General features: G+C 60.4%; 22 protein-coding genes. 11 read left to right on the top strand and 11 right to left on the bottom strand.

Going from position 1 to position 17,419, the window contains the following annotated elements; translation table 11 throughout:
* Positions 1-43: 43 nt before the first annotated feature.
* The 5 genes from Q9K02_RS03120 to Q9K02_RS03100 all read left to right on the top strand — a co-directional run bounded on the left by Q9K02_RS03120 (position 44) and on the right by Q9K02_RS03100 (position 4,283).
* Positions 44-622, top strand: coding sequence for a tyrosine-type recombinase/integrase (locus tag Q9K02_RS03120; RefSeq protein ID WP_305931578.1), 579 nt, complete (start codon positions 44-46; stop codon positions 620-622).
* A complete protein-coding gene (locus Q9K02_RS03115; protein WP_305931577.1) occupies positions 619-1,227 on the top strand; it encodes a hypothetical protein in 609 nt (202 codons plus the stop codon). The genes Q9K02_RS03120 and Q9K02_RS03115 overlap by 4 nt, the downstream gene beginning before the upstream one ends.
* Before the next feature lie 93 nt (positions 1,228-1,320).
* Positions 1,321-1,683, top strand: coding sequence for a DUF3768 domain-containing protein (locus Q9K02_RS03110; RefSeq protein WP_305931576.1), 363 nt, complete (start codon positions 1,321-1,323; stop codon positions 1,681-1,683).
* A 114-nt stretch (positions 1,684-1,797) separates the two neighbouring features.
* On the top strand, positions 1,798-2,328 hold the full coding sequence (locus tag Q9K02_RS03105) for a GNAT family N-acetyltransferase (protein ID WP_305931575.1): 531 nt from the start codon (positions 1,798-1,800) through the stop codon (positions 2,326-2,328).
* Positions 2,329-2,492: 164 nt separating this feature from the next.
* Positions 2,493-4,283, top strand: coding sequence for a recombinase family protein (locus Q9K02_RS03100; RefSeq protein WP_305931574.1), 1,791 nt, complete (start codon positions 2,493-2,495; stop codon positions 4,281-4,283).
* A gap of 129 nt (positions 4,284-4,412) precedes the next feature.
* Here the strand turns inward: Q9K02_RS03100 and Q9K02_RS03095 are convergent, their stop codons facing one another.
* A complete protein-coding gene (locus tag Q9K02_RS03095; protein WP_305931573.1) occupies positions 4,413-5,312 on the bottom strand; it encodes a LysR family transcriptional regulator in 900 nt (299 codons plus the stop codon).
* Positions 5,313-5,404: 92 nt separating this feature from the next.
* Between Q9K02_RS03095 and Q9K02_RS03090 the strand changes: the two genes are divergently transcribed.
* Complete coding sequence (locus Q9K02_RS03090; RefSeq protein ID WP_305931572.1) at positions 5,405-5,902, top strand: lactoylglutathione lyase family protein; 498 nt, start codon at positions 5,405-5,407, stop codon at positions 5,900-5,902.
* A 114-nt stretch (positions 5,903-6,016) separates the two neighbouring features.
* On the opposite strand, the gene Q9K02_RS03085 is transcribed toward Q9K02_RS03090, so the two are convergent.
* Complete coding sequence (locus Q9K02_RS03085) at positions 6,017-6,703, bottom strand: type 1 glutamine amidotransferase domain-containing protein (RefSeq protein WP_305931571.1); 687 nt, start codon at positions 6,701-6,703, stop codon at positions 6,017-6,019.
* A gap of 250 nt (positions 6,704-6,953) precedes the next feature.
* On the opposite strand from Q9K02_RS03085, the gene Q9K02_RS03080 reads away from it, so the two are divergent.
* From Q9K02_RS03080 to Q9K02_RS03065, 4 genes are read left to right on the top strand one after another with little or no spacing between them, the layout of a single operon-like run.
* On the top strand, positions 6,954-7,583 hold the full coding sequence (locus Q9K02_RS03080) for a TetR family transcriptional regulator (RefSeq protein WP_305931570.1): 630 nt from the start codon (positions 6,954-6,956) through the stop codon (positions 7,581-7,583).
* A complete protein-coding gene (locus Q9K02_RS03075) occupies positions 7,580-9,265 on the top strand; it encodes an MFS transporter (protein ID WP_305931569.1) in 1,686 nt (561 codons plus the stop codon). Before Q9K02_RS03080 ends, Q9K02_RS03075 begins: the two co-directional genes overlap by 4 nt.
* On the top strand, positions 9,262-10,371 hold the full coding sequence (locus tag Q9K02_RS03070) for an HlyD family secretion protein (RefSeq protein WP_305931568.1): 1,110 nt from the start codon (positions 9,262-9,264) through the stop codon (positions 10,369-10,371). Before Q9K02_RS03075 ends, Q9K02_RS03070 begins: the two co-directional genes overlap by 4 nt.
* A 2-nt stretch (positions 10,372-10,373) precedes the next feature.
* Positions 10,374-11,741 (top strand): efflux transporter outer membrane subunit, encoded by a 1,368-nt coding sequence (locus Q9K02_RS03065; RefSeq protein ID WP_305931567.1) that lies wholly within the window; start codon positions 10,374-10,376, stop codon positions 11,739-11,741.
* Positions 11,742-12,070: 329 nt separating this feature from the next.
* Here the strand turns inward: Q9K02_RS03065 and Q9K02_RS03060 are convergent, their stop codons facing one another.
* The 7 genes from Q9K02_RS03060 to Q9K02_RS03030 form a co-directional block, all read right to left on the bottom strand.
* Positions 12,071-12,547, bottom strand: a complete 477-nt coding sequence (locus tag Q9K02_RS03060) for an antitoxin Xre-like helix-turn-helix domain-containing protein (protein WP_305931566.1) — start codon at positions 12,545-12,547, stop codon at positions 12,071-12,073.
* Positions 12,548-12,972: 425 nt separating this feature from the next.
* Positions 12,973-13,302 (bottom strand): hypothetical protein, encoded by a 330-nt coding sequence (locus Q9K02_RS03055; RefSeq protein ID WP_305931565.1) that lies wholly within the window; start codon positions 13,300-13,302, stop codon positions 12,973-12,975.
* A gap of 86 nt (positions 13,303-13,388) precedes the next feature.
* Complete coding sequence (locus Q9K02_RS03050) at positions 13,389-13,868, bottom strand: helix-turn-helix domain-containing protein (protein WP_305931564.1); 480 nt, start codon at positions 13,866-13,868, stop codon at positions 13,389-13,391.
* Positions 13,865-14,476, bottom strand: a complete 612-nt coding sequence (locus tag Q9K02_RS03045) for a JAB domain-containing protein (protein ID WP_305931563.1) — start codon at positions 14,474-14,476, stop codon at positions 13,865-13,867. The genes Q9K02_RS03050 and Q9K02_RS03045 overlap by 4 nt, the downstream gene beginning before the upstream one ends.
* The gene (locus Q9K02_RS03040; RefSeq protein ID WP_305931562.1) at positions 14,443-14,880 is read right to left on the bottom strand and encodes a hypothetical protein; all 438 of its coding nucleotides are present in this window, start codon (positions 14,878-14,880) and stop codon (positions 14,443-14,445) included. The genes Q9K02_RS03045 and Q9K02_RS03040 overlap by 34 nt, the downstream gene beginning before the upstream one ends.
* A gap of 39 nt (positions 14,881-14,919) precedes the next feature.
* Entirely contained in the window at positions 14,920-15,255 is a 336-nt protein-coding gene (locus Q9K02_RS03035) for a hypothetical protein (protein ID WP_305931561.1), read from the bottom strand.
* A 35-nt stretch (positions 15,256-15,290) separates the two neighbouring features.
* A complete protein-coding gene (locus tag Q9K02_RS03030) occupies positions 15,291-15,773 on the bottom strand; it encodes a helix-turn-helix domain-containing protein (protein ID WP_305931560.1) in 483 nt (160 codons plus the stop codon).
* A gap of 435 nt (positions 15,774-16,208) precedes the next feature.
* Here Q9K02_RS03030 and Q9K02_RS03025 point away from each other — a divergent pair, with 435 nt between their 5' ends.
* Complete coding sequence (locus Q9K02_RS03025) at positions 16,209-16,496, top strand: hypothetical protein (protein ID WP_305931559.1); 288 nt, start codon at positions 16,209-16,211, stop codon at positions 16,494-16,496.
* Between the two features lie 422 nt (positions 16,497-16,918).
* Here the strand turns inward: Q9K02_RS03025 and Q9K02_RS03020 are convergent, their stop codons facing one another.
* Positions 16,919-17,218, bottom strand: a complete 300-nt coding sequence (locus tag Q9K02_RS03020) for a hypothetical protein (protein WP_305931558.1) — start codon at positions 17,216-17,218, stop codon at positions 16,919-16,921.
* 21 nt (positions 17,219-17,239) lie between these two features.
* Positions 17,240-17,353, bottom strand: coding sequence for an excalibur calcium-binding domain-containing protein (locus Q9K02_RS03015; protein ID WP_305931557.1), 114 nt, complete (start codon positions 17,351-17,353; stop codon positions 17,240-17,242).
* Positions 17,354-17,419 lie beyond the last annotated feature (66 nt).

The raw sequence follows: 17,419 nt of genomic DNA, 5'->3' as shown, positions 1-17,419 counted from the left end.
TTTCGCTACGATTACAGTAGTTTAATCAAACATCGAGGATCTTATGACCCAGCCCGCCAAGGTGCTGGCGCCTCCCGACGTTCGTCGCCTCTGCGCGCGAGCTGGGCGAGGTCGCTTTGCCGTGCGCAATCGCCTTATTATTTTACTGAGCTTCAAAGCCGGGTTGCGTGCTTGTGAAATCGCTGGCTTGGATTGGAGTATGGCAATCACTGCGAAAGGCAGGATCGCCGCAACACTGACCATTTCCAACACGATCGCGAAAAATGGCAGAGGCCGCGCGCTTCCCAACCATCCGGAGCTGAAGCGGTGTCTCGAGCAACACCATCGAGCCAGCGGCCGACCACTAAGCGGATCGGTGATACGTTCGCTTCGGGGTTCGCATATGACACCTAGGAGCATCGTAAACTGGTTCGCCGCCATCTATGCGGAGCTCGGACTGCATGGCTGCTCGTCACACTCTGGCAGGCGTACGTTCATCACGACGGCAGCCAGGCTCGTTAGCAAGACAGGTGGCTCGTTGCGTGATGTCCAAGAGCTCGCTGGCCACAGCGCGCTCACGACGACGGAGCGTTACATCGAAGGCGACAGGGATGCGCAGCGCAAGCTCGTGCGAATGCTGTGATTACGCTGGAGCGTTTCAAGCTGCTCGAAGCGGCCATTCGGGCGCGCGGCTACGGACCCACGATTGAATGGACTGAGAGCCTTGCGCCTCCAGCTGGCGCGGACGAGTTCGCCGAGCAAACGATCTATGTGATTTGCAATTCTGGTATGGCCAACACAGTCGCCGCGGTGATCTACGATCGCTGCATGAACGCGCTTCGGATCGGCGACAGCGTGACCGATGTCTTTCGCCACCCCGGCAAGTCTCTGGCGATCGATGCGATCTGGCGCGAGCGCGAGCGGCACTACGCTGACTACTTGGCTGCAGACGACAAGGTATCCGCGCTTCGTTCTTTGCCATGGATAGGCGACATAACGGCGCTGCATTTGGCTAAAAACTTCGGAGCAGACGTCGCAAAGCCAGATGTCCATATGGAGCGCTTGGCGCGCGCCGAGAACACTTCGACCGACGAGCTGTGTGCACGGTTGTCAGCAGCATCAGGCTACCGAGCGGCTACAGTCGACACGATCTTGTGGCGAGCTTGCGCGCTCAAGGTGCTCAACTCTGCGAGATACGAAACAACAGACTGGGATGCGGCGTACTCGCCAGGCGACTCAGCCTCTTAGAACCTTCGCGGTAAGAGCGATGGTATCGGCGCGATAGCGCTCCGTCGGCGGCGGATCCGCCAACTCCAACATCGATGAAGAAAGGATACGGCCATGACAGGCAGTGAACGGGCGCAGTGCGCCTGCGATACCCCGCGCGCAGAGCAAATCGCGCGCTTGAACGATCAACTTCGCAAGCACGGTGCGGGTGGTGCAATCATGCTGACACGAGGCGTAAGGATGATGGCAGGATTTAAGTCGACAGAATTGCTAACAAAGCTCGCATCCTACGAAAAGTTCGACGTCGAAAATGATCCACACGGCGAGCGCGACTTCGGCGATATCGACGTGGCCGGAACGAACTTGCTTTGGAAGATCGACTACTATGACAAAGCGATGAAGTTCGCATCGCCCGACCCTGCTGATCCCGATGTCACCGAGCGGGTGCTTACGGTCATGCTTCCTGAAGAATGGTGAGAGGTGAAAGAGCGCTGCTCATTGCGGCCGCGCTCACTCCATCCATTCGAGGTCCCTTTCAGGAAATAGCGCAACACTGGGGCTTTCCGGCGACACGTTCAGCGAGGCAATTCTATGACTAGATCCACGATATTAACGACACGACGGCTCCGCGTACGAAACTGGCTGCCCGCTGACGTCGAAGCATTTCACGAGCACTGCAACAGCGAAGAGGTCATGAAGTATCTCGACGGCCCCAGCACTAAGCGGGAAATCCGGCGCGAGGTCGCGTGGTATCAACAGCATCAAACACGGCACGGCCACACGTTTTGGGTGGTCGAGCGCAAGTGGGACCGAGCATTCCTAGGCTTCTGCGGCATCATCCGCGTGTCGGAGCGGCAAAGCCCACTCGATGGCAAGCTCGAGATTGGCTGGCGTATCAGGGCAGACAAATGGCGACGCGGCTATGCATTCGAAGCTGCGACAGCGGTAATCGACTGGGCCGAATGGGAACTACCTAGCAGCATTTTATACGCACGCATCCACCAGCGCAACGTGCCCAGCCAAGGTCTCGCACGCAAATTAGGGATGCGGAGGGCTAGGGTGATCGAGGCGCAGCAGCTGCCAAGGGAAGTGTCTTTGTGGGTGTTTCGATTGCGCCTTTAGCTGAATTAGCCTCGCGCTCTCGCTTCCCCAGAGAGAACTGCGGACAGATGATCGTCGTTGCAACTCATTCGAGGATGCTACTGACGATGACGTAAATACAGACCAGCTTCAGCTGCGTGGCAGGTCATATTGAAAAAGCTTTCGCGACGCTAGGGAGGGCAATCATGGGTACCGAAGTCTCACCAGTCACGCGCAGATGCGCGATCTACACCCGAAAGAGCACAAACAAGCGCCTAGATCACGATGTGAACTCGCTCGTCACGCAACGCGAAATCAGCAGCGCTTACATCACTAGCCAACAATACAAAGGCTGGATCGAACTTCCGACACGTTATGACGACGGAGGGCACTCTGGCAGCGGCTTGGAGAGACCGGCCCTCGCTCGGCTGATGCACGATATCGAAGCTGGCGAAATCGATGTCGTGGTGGTTTACAAGATCGATCGTCTCACTCGAAGTCTCGCCGACTTTGTAAGGCTCATCGAAATTTTCGACAGGCGAAACATCGCGCTCGTATCGATCTCACAAGCCTTCGATACGACAGACAGCATGGGGCGAATGATCCTAAACGTCTTGCTCACTTTCTCTCAGTTTGAGCGAGAGCTGATCGCCGAGCGTGTTAAAGACAGCATCCGAACAAGAAAGCGGCATGGCAAAATGCACGGTGGCCTGCCGCCTTTCGGCTACATCGCTACTACTGATGGCTTGCAGATTGACAAACCGGAAGCCGAGATCGTCCGCTTCATATTCGCAGAGTTTCTGCGAACACGGCGCTATACGCAAGTCATGACAGCAGTACGCGAGGCTGGCATGTGTAGCTCGATCAAATACTCTCCACGCGGGAAGGCCAGAGGCGGGACGCCGATCAATCCGAGCACAGTCTACAGCATAGTGCAGAACCCGATGTACGTCGGACGGATCAGAGGAGAAAGTTGCACCTATCCCGGCGAACACGAGCCCCTAATTTCACAAAACGTTTGGGATCAAGCGCAAGCTATTTGCCAAGAGCGGAAGAAAAGCGGGCCTCATAGCCGCGGGACTGACCATTTCCTCACAGGCTTGTTGTGGGACGAGCTCGGCCGCCACATGCTGCTCGACGTCAAACTTAAACGAGGGAAGCATTACGCGACATATGTGTCGAGCAACGCGATCTGGTCTCAAAAGGAATTTCGCCGGCAATACCGCTCTGCTGCCGATCAATTAGACGCTATCGTGGTCGCGTCAGTCGCCGAGTTTCTCGCCGACAGGATCAAATTACGGAAAGCTTTGAAGCGACTTGGCTTATTCGATCAAGAGCTTGAGGTGCTCGCTGGGCAAGGGTCTGCAGCTAGCGAGCGTTTGATGGCGACACCCAAGACGCAGCGCAAAGAGCTTTTCAAGGCGGTCCTTCACAGGGTCGAGCTGGGAGAGGATCAACTAACGATCGAATTTCGGATGCTCGAAATTCGCCGCTACATCGAATGGCAAGGCCGGTTGGCGTTTCGCGGCCGTCCTGCGGATTGGCAATGTAGCGACGCGCGATACGTCCATGTGATTGCAGTTAGAGCCGTGACGGCTGAACGTTGGCCATCACTTCACGTTGCCCCTCGTGCTAGCGAGTGCCCGGGCGTGCCAGACGAAAAGCTAGTCGCGCTTATGCGCAGCGCGAGGAAAGCGCAGTCGCTTCTGGAAGAATATCGAGAGCTAGACTTGGAAGCTTTGGCGAAGCTTCAAGGCTGCCGGACGGCTCAATTCGCGCGCTTGATCAGGCTGAATTATTTGGCCCCTGACATCGTAACTGCGATTTTCGATGGGACTCAGCCACAAAATTTGACGCGCAAAGTCTTTCTAAATTCCAATGTGCCGACCGACTGGGCTGTGCAGCGCAAACTATATGGATTTCCTACACCCGAAAGGGCCATCGATCCTCGGAATTTGTATGGCCGAGGCATGTGGCCAAGCGCGATGCCGGATTGAACGAACGTTGGCCATTTGTTGTAAAAGTGGTGGTAGGTCATGACGGCTTTGGGGCCGCTAGCCGTCGGTCTGCTTTCGGCCCATTCTATCGAAAAGCGGTCATTCCGCTTCCGACCCGATAGCAGTCGTTCAGAATGTTAGTTTGCCGACCTCTTCTCTGATCAAACGAGCTAGCTTTTCAACCCGCGGTGAGCGGGTCTTCCGCTTCAGCGTAATGAGGTGAAGTTGGAGGACGCTGGATTGCGGTAAGGACGCGATCGACAGTTTTTCGCGCTGCGGGAAAGCCAGGACTCCGCTGCGCGGCAGGATCGAATAGGCCAACCCTTGCGCAACGGGCGCGGGAATCTGGCCGATCTGGTTGACGAAGCTGCGGACGCGCAGGCTTTCTGTGCTGCGGTATTCGCTGGCGAAATTAGCTCCGAGAACCGCATCGGCATATAGTGCCCCGTCGGGATGCTGGACGAGGCCCAGCGCTTGCAAGTCCTCGAACTCGAGCGGGCGTCCCTCCCATTCAAGCGGCAAAATCAGGTCTAGCGGCTCAGCACCCAAATGCTCGCTCGTCAGACGCGGGTGGCGCGGCACATCCCCCACAATGCCGACATCATAAGTCCCTGCGAGAACACCGGACACGATGCTTTCTTCTGGCGCCGCTGTGAGGCGCGAGGAAATTTCCGGGGCCTCGGCCATCCAAGCAATCAAGCTAGGATAGAGCAACATCGCGAAACTGCCCGAACAGGCCACGCTGATCACACCTCGATCCTCACCCTCGTCCTCCAAGCTATCGAGAAACTCGCGTTCCTCGCGCCAACGTGCGCGCGCCATCGCAAGGGTCTTCTCGCCGGCATCGGTGAGGACGAAACCCGGCGTATCCCGCTCTATCAGCGATCTACCCAACTGCTGTTCCAGCTTGGCGATGTGCTGGGACATTCCGGGCTGGGTCATGTTGAGCCGCTCGGCTGCGCGCGTGAAGTGGCCCTCTTCACAAAGGACGGTAAAGGATCTCAGCCAATGCGAATTAAGCTCTGCCATAACGCAGTGTTATCACACTTATGCCAGATGATAATTTCAAATTCTTGCGCCGAAGGTCGATATCAGCGGAGTCAGATAGTGAAAGGATAACCATGAACGTATCGCCCAAGACCTTCTCGCATATCGGTCTCTCGGTCCCCGACCTCGAGGCTGCCGTCAAATTCTACACCGAAGTCCTCGGCCTTTATACCATAATGGAACCAACCGAGGTGTTCGAGGACGACAGTCCGATCGGCGTCATGTGCACAGATGTGTTCGGCCCCAATTGGAGGTCGCTCAAGATCGCCCATCTCGCGACGGCCGACCGAGTAGGCATCGAAATCTTCGAGTTCCCCGATAACTACGCCCCCGATGACAATCTCGATCAAAAGCGCCACGGGACCTTTCACTTCTGCGTGCAGGACCCTGACGTCGAAGGGCTGGTCGAGAAGATCGTGGCGGCTGGCGGCAAGCAGCGCATGCCGATCCGCGAATACTACCCCGCCGAAAAACCCTATCGCATGTGCTACGTCGAAGATCCGTTCGGCATCGTCTTCGAGGTCTACAGCCACAGCTACGAGCTGACCTACTCAGAAGGCGCCTACTCATAATCTCGGGCCTTGAGCGGGAGGTGTCGTACCTCTCGCTCAAGCTGCCATTCCGTTAAACGGTGTTCCGTAGTGCGCCAGGAGTAGACAGGCACGTCACGCGCGTACCTGCACAATTCACTCTTGGGCGGCGAGCGTTTCGAGCAGCTTTTCGGCAGCCGGCTCGCTCGAAGGCGGGTTCTGGCCGGTAATCAGCAGGCCATCCTGCACGACATAGGGTTCGAATACGCCGTCCTTGGTAAACTCGCCGCCTTGCTCCTTCAGCACGTCCTCGAGCAGGAAAGGTACGACGTCGGTCAGGCCGACCGCTTCTTCCTCCTCGTTGGTGAACCCGGTGACCTTCCGGCCCTTCACGATCGGGTCCCCTTCAGGCGTGGCGACATTCTTGAGCACGGCAGGGGCATGGCAAACGAGCGCCACCGGCTTGTCCGCCTTAAGCGCGCCTTCGATGATCGCTTTGGAATCGGCGCTTTCGGCCAGGTCCCACAAGGGCCCGTGGCCGCCCGGGTAAAACACCCCGTCGAATTTGGAGACGTCGATATCGGCAAGCTTGTGGGTCGATGCGAGGTGGGCCTGCGCTTCCTCGTCTTCCTTGAACCGCTTGGTCGCATCGGTCTGCGCGTCGGGCTCGTCGGATTTGGGGTCGAGCGGGGGCTGTCCGCCGGCCGGGCTCGCCAGCGTGATCTCGTGGCCCGCATCCTTGAGCAGGTAATAGGGCGCCGCAAATTCCTCGAGCCAGAAACCGGTCTTCTTGCCGGTATCGCCCAGTTTGTCGTGGCTGGTGAGAACCATGAGGATTTTCATGCGAGTAGTCCTTTTATCGAGGGAATTGCGCCCGTCGCAATCGAAGCGGGCTTCGTGATGTGAACACGCCAGCGGCAGTTCGGTTTCGAAACGCAATTTTCCCTGTCGGGCGGAACCGTTCGCGTGGCGGTGTTTATCCATGGAGAATGGGTCGCTCCGCGCGGTTGGCAGCCGGCCCATGTCGATTTATTCAACAACCATTGAATAATCATTTGCCGGGCCTTATGTTGCAGCGCACAAGGAGCGGTGAATGGCTGAGCGACGCGGGCGGGGACGCCCTAAAGATACCGATACCGACACCAGTGCGGCGATATCTCGCGCCGCGCTGCAGCGCTTTGCCGCGCAGGGTTTCGAAGCCACCTCGCTGCGCGAGATCGCGGGCGATGCCGGGGTCGATGTCGCGCTGATTTCCTATCGCTTCGGCGGCAAGCAGGGCTTGTGGAAGGATATCGTCTCGCAAGCCGGTGCCGACCTGCGGGATGCGCTCGAGCAGGCTCCCGGCAATAGCGACGAGGCAAGTGCGCAGCAGCGGCTCGACCATTCGGCCCGCGCCTTCCTCGCCTACCTCCTCGACCGGCCCGAGGTCCCCCGCCTGCTGCTGCGCGATATCACCATCGACAGCGACCGCTCGCAATGGCTGCTCGAAACGCTTTCGCTGCCGCTGCACCGCCACTTCATCGATCTGGCCCAGGCGGCGGCTGAGGAGCGGGGTGACGCACAGGCGCACCTGCAGTTCCGGGTGGCGAACTTCATCTATTCTGCCGCCAGCACCGTCGCCCGGCGCGAACGCCTCGGCAAGCTTGTCGGCGGCATGGAAGACGATGCGCGTTTTGCAGCCGCGCTCGAAGAGGTACTCGTCGCAGGAGCGCTGGTGCCATGACCGGGCGCGATACCCTCGTCGACACTGTGGACGGCTATCGGTTCAAGCCGCACGAGATGCCGATCCTCCCCGGCTCTCCGGCCAATCCCGACCACCCCCCGGCGCGCCGGGCGGCCTATCTCGCCATCGGTGTCTTCATGGCGCTGGTGGGCGGTGCGCAAAACGGCTTCCAGCTCGCCAATGCCCCGGCGCTCCAGGCCGAGTTTGCTCTGACCCCGGTCGAGGCCGGGTGGCTGACGGTGGCCTTCTATTCGACCTATGCCACGATGAGCATGCTGCTGTTCCGCGTGCGCCAGGAATTCGGCATCCAGCCCTTCGTGCGCTGGGCCATGGCGGGACTAGTCGCGGCCAATTTCGTGCAGATGATCGGTCCCGGCTTCTATCCCGAACTCGCCGCGCGTGCGGTTGCGGGCATTACCGCCAGCGGGCTGTCGGCGCTCGCCATCTATTACCTCATGCAGGGCCTGCCCCCCGCCATGCGCGTCGGCGGGCTGGTCATCTCGCTCGGCTTGACACAGGTTGCGATCCCGCTGACCCGTGCGCTGTCGCCAGCGCTGCTGGTCGATGGCGACATCAGCCACATTTTCCAGTTCCAGTTCGCGCTTTCCTTGCTCGGCCTGGGGATGGTCTACTGGCTGCGCCTGCCGCCGGGCATCCGCAAGCAGACTTTCGAGAAGCTCGATATACCGAGCATCGCCCTGTTCATCGTCGGTGTCGCCGCGCTCTGCGCCTTCCTCATCCAAGGCCGCATCCAGTGGTGGGACACGCCATGGCTCGGCTACGCGCTGGCCGCCAGCATCCTCGCGCTGGGCGGCTGCTTTCTGATCGAGGCGAACCGCAAGAGCCCCATGCTCGACCTTAGCTGGCTGTCGAGCCGCTCCATCCTCGCGCTCGCGCTGATCGGGGCGACGGTGCGCATTCTCGTGGCCGAACAGGGCTTCGGGGCGAGCGGGATGTTCGCCGCGCTGGGTTACGGCAACGAGCAGCTGACGGACTATTTCTGGGTGCTTGCCGGGGCGACGTTCGGCGGCATGGCGCTGTCGGTCGTGCGGCTGGACCCCAAGGACCTGACCCTGCCCGTGCTCTTCGCGATCCTCGTCATCTGCATCGCCGCCTTTTCCGATACGCGCACCGGGGTGATGACGCGGCCGCAGGACCTCTACCTCACGCAGGCCGCCATCGCCTTCGCGGCGGTCTTCGCGATGGGACCGATCATGATGGAGGGCATGCTGCGCGCGCTCGCGGCAGGCCAGAGCTATGTCATCAGTTTCATCGCGATATTCTCGCTCTCGCAATCGATCGGTGGCCTGGCGGGTATATCGCTGCTGTCCGCCTTCCATACCGTGCGCCTGAAGACGCATCTCATCGATGCGGGCAGTACGCTCACGCTCGCCAACCAGCAACTTGGCCAGGCTCTCGGCAATGCCGCACAGCGCGCTGCTCCGCTCCAGGGCGATCCCGCCCTTCAGCAACAGGCCGCCGCCGCGAGCGTCTCGCAGGAAGTCGGCCGCGAAGCCGCAGTGCTCGCCTTCAACGATGTTTTCTTCCTCATCGGCACGCTGTCGGCGGTGACGTTCGCCGCCGTCTTCGTGCCGTGGTTCATCAACAAGATCCGCGGGCGCAACCCGCTCGCCAAGGAACTGGCCTTCATGGAGGCCATGCTCGCAAGGACCAGACAATGATCGACCCGAACCTTTCCGGAACCGAAACCATGACCGAAGACGCGCGCGCTTCCGGGCAGGAGACAGGGTGGTCGCCCAATCCCTCCCGCCGCCGCATCGTGGTGGCGGTCGGAGCGATCCTGATCGGCGTTCTCGTGGCGTTGTTCGCCTGGGACCTCCCGCCCTTCGGCGGAGGCGACGAGACGACGAACAACGCCTATGTCCGGGGGCGCACCACGGTCGTCAGCCCGCAGGTCGCAGGCTACCTCGTCGATGTGCCGGTGGCGGACTTCCAGCGCGTGGAAAAGGGCGATCTGCTCGCCCGGATCGACGATGCACCCTACCAGCAAAAGCTCCAGCAGGGCGCGGCCAACACGGCGGCGCAGCAAGCCACGCTGGCCAACAGCGCCCAGAGCCTGCGCTCGGCACAGGCGCAGCTCGAAGCGCAGGATGCCGCCGTCGCTGCCGCCCGCGCCGGGCTACAAAAAGCGCAGGCCGACACGAACCGCATCGCCGAACTGGTCGATGAAGGCTCGGTCTCCTTACGCGAACGCGACCAGGCCCGTGCAGCGCTGCAACAGGCGCAGGCGGGCGTGAGGCAGGCGCAGGCGCAGCGCGCCATCGCGGCTGAAAACGTGCGCTCGGTCACCGTCGGGCGCGGCGCGCTCGAAGCGCAGGTGGCTGGCGCCCAGGCGACCAAGGGCCTCGCCGAGTTCGAGCTTTCCCGCACCGAGATCCGCGCGCCTCGGGCCGGACGCCTGAGCGAGGTCAGCGCGCGCGTGGGCCAGCTGGTCACTGCCGGGACCCAGCTCATGTATATCGTGCCCGACGATTTGTGGGTGGTGGCCAATTTCAAGGAAACGCAAACCGCGAACATGGCGGTCGGCCAGCGCGCCACGCTGGAGATCGATGCGCTGGGAGGCGTCGAACTCACCGGCCGCGTGCAGAGCATCGCGCCGGCGGCCAGCAGCGAATTCAGCCTCGTGAAGCCCGACACGGGGGCAGGCAATTTCGTGAAAGTGCCGCAGCGCATCGCCGTGCGCATCGTGCTCGACAAGGGGCAGGAGGCGGCAACGCGGCTCGGCCCGGGCATGTCGGTTGTCGCCACCGTCCATACGGAGGATTGATCGTGAAGCGCACATCGCTCGCTTTTTTGGCCACCACCGCGCTTGCCCTCTCTGCCTGCGCGCCTGCGTTGCAGGAGGCCCTGCTCGGTGCCGCGGTTACTCCACCGACCGAGTGGCGAACCAGCCTCGAGGTGACGGCTCCGGTCGAAGGGGATTGGTGGGACGCCTTCGGTGACCCGCAGCTTTCGCAGCTTGTCGAACAGGCCCGGCTCAACAATCCCGATGTGCAAATCGCCGCCGCCCGTGTCGAAGAGGCGCGCGCGACCGAGCTGGCCTCGCGCGGTTTCCTTCTTCCCGCACTTGGCGCGGGCGTCGAGGGCGGCGTCCGGCGTGAGGTTTCGCCGTTCGGACAGGCGCAGACCACCGTTGCTGCTCAGCCAGCATTCCGCGCTTCCTACGAGCTTGATCTCTTTGGCAAGAATGCCGCCCGCGTCGAGGCTGCCGAGGCGGGGGTCGCCGCAAGCGCTGCAAGCGCGGAAGCGGCGCGCCTATCGGTAAGCGCGGCAACCGCCAGCGGCTACATCACCCTTCTTGCGCTCGACAAGCGGCTTTCCGTGCTGCTGGAAACTCTGGTTGCACGGCAGGAGGCGGTGAAATTTGCCCGCGACCGAGCCGAGGTCGGCTACACCTCCCAGCTCCCCCTCAGGCAGGCCGAGGCCGAGTACCAGGCCACCGCGCAGCTCGTTCCGCAATTGAAGGCGCAGATCGCGCGGCAGGAAAATGCCCTCTCGGTCCTGACCGGCGAATTGCCAGGCGCAATCGAGCGGGGCGGGACGCTGGCCGATCTGCGCCGGACACCGGCACCTGCGACCCTCCCTTCCGAGCTGCTGCGCCGTCGTCCGGATGTCGCTGCAGCGGAGTACCGCATTGCGGCGGCAGATGCGCAAATGCGCGTGGCCCGCGCCGACTTCATGCCCTCCATCGACCTCGGGGCCGCGGCGGGGTTGGTGCTATCCGACCTGCTTGCCGATCCCCTAGGTGTATGGTCGCTTGGCGGCAGTATTCTCGCCCCTATTTTCCAGGGCGGCAAGCTGCAGGCACAGCTCGAGGGAGCGAAGGCACAGCGGGACCAGGCGGCCTGGGCATACCGCTCGGCCGTCCTCAACGCCTTTCGCGAGGTAGAAGATCGCATGGCGGTGCTGGCCAATCTCAAAGATCAGGAAGCTGCGCTCGAAGCCCAGCAGGTGGCCGTGGCCGATGCGCTGCGCCATGCGCGCAACCGCTATCGTGCCGGCTACACACCCTATATCGAGCAGCTCGATGCACAGCGTGCCTTGCTGGGCGTCGAGCTGTCGCTGGTGCAAGTGAGGGCCGATGAGCTGACCGCGCTGGTCGGGCTCTATCAGGCGGTCGGTGGGGCACCAGAATGAATAAACCAAGGCTTGCTGATTCTTGGTAGAGAACGGCTGCTTTCCACCCATAATCGGACATTCGCGGTGCTCATTGCCGGAGCAAAGCTGCCGGTCGGCTTTCAGGCATTCGCAGGGAGCATTCGAACGTCCGGAATTAGGGCGCGATGCTGACCGTCAGCTCTCATTGGTAGCGGTCTGGCGGCTTTGGGGCCGCTTGTGGAACTTCCGCTTCTAGTCGCCATGTGTTCGAGAGCAGCCACGCCGCGAGCGGGCGCATTGCTGAAATAACCAGCAACTCAGTTCAAGCGGCTACTCCGGATTCGAGTCAACGGATCAGCTTTCGGATGCTAGCGGCCTTCCATCACATCAATGATGTCTGGCGGAGTCTCGTCGAAGTCATCAGCTATCGAGATTTTACCTTCCAAAGCTCCAAACAACCGATCTCTCGAGGTTTTCAATGGGGGCGCCTCAGCATCAAGGTACTGCCGGACCACCAATAGGTCACTGACATTGCCCGCAGTCATTCGATCAAGAGCACTGATTCCGTCGAAGATCGGAGCATCGTTGGGCTGGCGAACCCACGCGGCTGCAATCTCCTTATCTGGCAAGAGGGTATTGATCCCCTGAAAAATCCCCAAGACGTACGAGATGCGCTCAAGCGTGTCCCTTGGAAGCGTCGGCCCTTCGCCGTGTCGCCACGCATCGAAAGTCGCCTGGTCTGGCTGACCCAAAATGCTTAGCTGTTCATCGTCGGTGAGCCCCCAAACCTTTGCAATCTTGAAAAAGGCACGAAGGGCTACACGGTCCTTAACTACCCTCGTCATGCGGAGATCCTCGCATCCGCGGCCTTGATATCCGCTTCTAACACTTGGCTCACTTCGAACGATGCTAATACTTACGGACCACACGCCGATTGACGATCGCAGGCGACGAAAAGAGTCCATTTGCGCGCGCTAACTCGTCACGCGTGACGTCGCCTTGAGCCAAAGCCTCGGCATCGACGTCTCGCTGTGCCTGCTTTCCAGCTCGACGCTCGATGGATCGAAGGTCAGCTTATCGTTCATGATCAGATAGTGACTTACTTCGGCTTGAGACGCAAATCGCCTGATTATATCTCAAAATTGTCAACTTGGAGGCCGGAAGCGGACCGACGGCTGTGGGATATTTGCAGGCGGAAAGCGAGCTGGCCGGTTTTGGTTCGCGCCTCCTCGTACAGGCAAGCCGACGGGAGGGCAGTCGATCAGGATGGTTATCTACCTGTATCGGCCTGCGACAGTTTCTTGCAGGCTTCCTTTGCGTCGGCTTCTTCGGCATTCTCCCATGCGAACGCACTCCCGCTTCCCGCACTGTCATCGATAGGTTGATTGGGCTCGATGGGAGACGCATGCCGTTCCTTATCAAGTGGCGGAAGGCGCCGCACGCAGACGGTCCAGAACGACTTCAAGAAATCGAAGACCCCGCCGCCGCTTTCCCACGCCGGATGCGGTTGGGGAATGATGAAGTCCGTATTGACGCGGCTGTCGCGCACCGTCCAGTCGTCGCCAATCAGATTTTGCCACTCGGCGCGGAGCGCGGCCACGTCGGCCTCGGTCTCGCAAGCAGCGAGCGATGCGGTCCGAGGCGAGACTGCCGAGGTCTCAATGTGGACGAAGAAGAGGCAGCCTTTCATATGCTCGCCTCATTGTCTCTAGTTACCCGACTTGCAGTCATCATCGCCGTCAACGCCGCTCGGAGATCGAGTTTACCCTTGTCGCTCAAGTTCAGGTGCAATCGGCGCGCGTCTTTGGGATCGTCCTCTCGAAACACTAGATCGAGAGCAACCAGTGCCTCGATATATCGCAGAGCGGTCGTGGGTGGCAGACCGGAGGCAATGCACGCGCTACTAATTGAAACCGGTTTCCCGCGCGCCCCCATGACGAACAGGTCCAGAAGGATATTCCATGCACCTTCTCCGAAAATGTCCGACGGGAGCGAACTATGTCGCGCCTGACGTCGGCGAATTTCACATTCGGCAAAGGCGATGAGGTTCTCGTCGGCGATTGCCTCCACAGTCGACGCGAGGCCCGGTGCTCTAGGTGTTCCAACCGCCATGGCGATCAGGCGCTCTCCTATGGCGCGCAGTTCATCCTCCTGGTCCTGCGTCACAGCAGGCCTCGATCTGCGCAACTGGCCGTTTCGGTGCGGGTGACGATGAGGTGATCGAGGAGCACGATGCCCAGCTGGCGACACAAGGTGGCGATGGCGACTGTCGTTTCGATGTCGGCTGCGCTCGGCTCCGCGATACCGGACGGATGGTTGTGCGCGAGAACGATGTAGCGGGCATCGAGGCACATGGCGCGGGCAGCGAGCGCGCGGGTCGAGATCGAAAGGTTCGCATCCGACCCTTCGGCCAGAACGTCTTCGGATATTAGGTTGCCCTGCGTGTCACCGAAGAAAACGACCATTCGCTCGTGCCGGAGCGCTCCGATGGCCATGATGAGGTATTTTTCGAGTTCGGCCCGCGCCTTGGTCAGCGGGCTGCGAAGAACCCGTTCGCGCATCCCCTCCTGCATCAACTTGCGAATGCAGAGAAAGGCTTCCGGCCAGGCTTCGCCGTCGAGGGCTGAACTGCGCACGGCTTCGTCGCTGGCCGCAGTGAGTGCTGCCAGGGATCCGAAGCGCCGCAGCAGCCGCCGGGCCAGGTCCTGCGGATCGGGATGTAAAGGCACCAGCAGCGACGTCAGGTGTCGCCAATTCTCCGATTGCGGGTCCAATGCAGGTAGGTCCCGAGACCCGTCACGACAATCGCAATCCAGACGGGCCAACGTTCCATCGTCGAGTAGACCAATGGATTGAGCGGGGCCTGCACCGCCTTCAGCAGGTGCGCGCAGAGCGCGAGTAATTGCGCGGAACCTACCCACAGGGTCCACCATCTGTCGTACAGTAAAGCAATGCTCGCGACTCCGATGAAGGCGGCAAGGTCGAGCAGGAAGCGGAACGTTATCAGCGAGCCGTAGCTGCCGTCGTCCCATTGGCCCACGAGCAAGACCTTGCCGACATCGAGAAACAACATCGTGGCATAGATCGTCGCCACGGCCTTTTCCGGCTTGGCGCCGAAGCGCCAAGCCGCGGCGAAGACCAAAAGTATGAGGACGACCTGTATTGCGAAGCGCGTCATGGTCCTGCACGGTGGGGCTTCGCCTGTGAGAAGACAAGATCAGGCGACGCGCAGGTCCGCCTCGCCCGTGTAGATGATTTCTTTCTCCGGGCAGGTCGGCTGTTCGGTAGCTCCTGTCTCGCGGGCGATGTCCATCAGCTGATCATGCACCCGCAACGCCTCGCCCTGGGCTTCGATCAGGCCACCGTTCAGTTTGAGGAGGCGCATGAAAGTCTTCTGCACTTCGACCGGCGAGCCTTCGCCAACGTCACGATGGGCGAGTGCGGCGGAATGCATGAGTGCCGAAGCTGCGACGATTGCGTCGGCGACGGCCTGTTCGGTCGCGGACATTTCGCGGCCAATGCGGGCAAAGGCGGTAGTTTTTTTAAGGGGCATTCGGTTTCTCCTGGTTGCGACAGACCGAGGAGGATTCAGACTCCGAAAAACGTCCCCAATGCGCTGGCCGAGGTCACCAGCAGGATGGCGACCGCCAGCAAGGCGATCGCGCCACCGACGATGGCGAGCAATTTGCCAGTTACACCGAGATCGGAAGGCCTGATCCCCGGTCGCAATCCGCGCCGATCACCGTGCCACGAAGCCCTCTGATCAAAGATGAGGGCATCCGAAACATGTAGGTGGCGATCGACCGGCTGCTGTGCCTTCCATGCGTCGGAAACAGAGGATTCGCCGACCCGTAACGGTTCACCCCGTAACCGTTCCGGGTCTCCTTCCACAGATCGGTAGATGCGCGCTGCCTCGTTTCTGGTGGCGACGCCAAGAATGCGGCAAGCCGCTTCGATGCGATCATCGAAACTTCGCGGGGAAATGTCGAGTTGAAGAGCCGCCTCTTTGGAGGTGTATCCCGCAGCGACAAGGGCCAGCGCCTCACGCCGTTTTTCGCTCAGCTTGGCCAAGCTGTCCTCTGTTCCCTGTTCGCCCACACGGTTCCAATAGCGATTCGTGACAGGAGTAAAAAGAGTGAGCGTTAACCATGTTCCCGCTAGAGAAAGCTAGGTCCTTGGGTCTTCCGAATCGACTTCAGACTTAACGAGACGATCCGCGATGGCACTTAGGTCAGCCGCGATCATCAGTTCGCCGCATGCTTCCGCTTCCAATATCGCGCTCTCGAAAAAGGCGCGTAGCCGAGCCGGATCGCCAGTCGGACTCTCCGTCTCTTCATTCGTGGGTCGCGGATCGTCTGCGCGCTGCATGCAAATACCTGTAGCGCACTTATAGTGAAAAAAAAGTTGATCCATGGAAGTAGGATTACGTAAGTCGCACTACCTTTGTGGAACATAGAGTGAACAACACACTTGCGGCGAATCCGGTCTGGGTATCAATAGACTGAAATGTCCGATGCGCCTCGCCCTGCAATCCATCGCCTCGCCACGCTTGCTCTGGACGTCCTCCAAGATGGCTATCGCGCAGCAGAAGTCGAGCCGTTGGAACGCACTGCACTCCATCGTCTGGCCTTGGGTTATCTGCTGCTGACCGGCTGCGCGACGAAGCGCCATGTGACGACGATCTGGAGGGTGCTGGGGCATGAAGGGAGCTTCAGCCTGCCGGCCTGCCGCCAGTCGCACTTCGGCGTAATGGTCCACGGCATTCGGATCAATGTCGACAAGCGGCTGCGCTGACATGGGCCGGATGCGCCTCGACACGGTCAGCGATGTCGCCAGACGAGGCTACAACCTGCGCATCGCCTGCCTAAGCTGCAGTCGCGTGATCGAAGCGAACGCGGTCCTGTTTAAGCTGAAACTGGAGGGCGATCGGTCCCCTGGGCCTAGGTTGAGCAACGAGATAGGGCATCAGACGTCGCCGGTTGGACCATAGTTGCTATATTTCCGTCTTTGAACGAACCGCAGCTTTCGGCCCACACGGGCTGCAGCCGAAATGGCCGGAATTGTGGCTCGTAGCTGCCGTACGTTCCGAACTGGACGAACGGCGGCTTTCAGGTCGTGTTGATGACGTCCCGGATGACCGAGATTAAGGCGCAAAGCGGTCACTAAGTACAAAAGTGACAAACTGTCATGAGAGCCGCGCGGCGCAGGCTGAACTCTCAGAACGAGTGTTCTTCGACTTCGATGCCGTTGGCTTGGCATAGTTCTTTCAGCTCGCTGACTGCGTGTGTGCTTCCCGACCAGGAGTGCTTGACTAAGGCCAGTGCCAATGCGCCAACATGCTCAGACGGTACCGTGACCCAATGCTCGTAGTCCCGGTCACCGAAAGCCGCTTCCGCAGCGTCGCCAATGTCGTGAAAGAACACTTCGAGCGATCCGTCTGATTTAAGCGTAGCGTCAATGACTAGCGTGCCGCTTTCGTCCGACCTGCGGAACAACTCGACACGTTTCTCGGTCATCTATTAATCCCGAACGTCTGCTCAACGCCGTTTTTCACATGCAACGCCATCGTTATCTCGGTCTAGGTGGCTGGCATAGCCGGGTTCGCCGCGAAAAATCGGATCGGCGCCTCTGCGGCTCGCACAGCATCGCAATTCGCATAGTAGACGTTACCTGATCGTCGGTCTTGTCGTCGAGGCGCAGTGTCCTTGGCGCGAGAA

The sequence above is a fragment of the Qipengyuania profundimaris genome, from assembly GCF_030717945.1.
GTDB lineage: Bacteria > Pseudomonadota > Alphaproteobacteria > Sphingomonadales > Sphingomonadaceae > Qipengyuania > Qipengyuania profundimaris.
The sequence above is the reverse complement of the archived record's forward strand: the minus strand, read 5'-3'. Positions and strand labels throughout refer to the sequence as shown.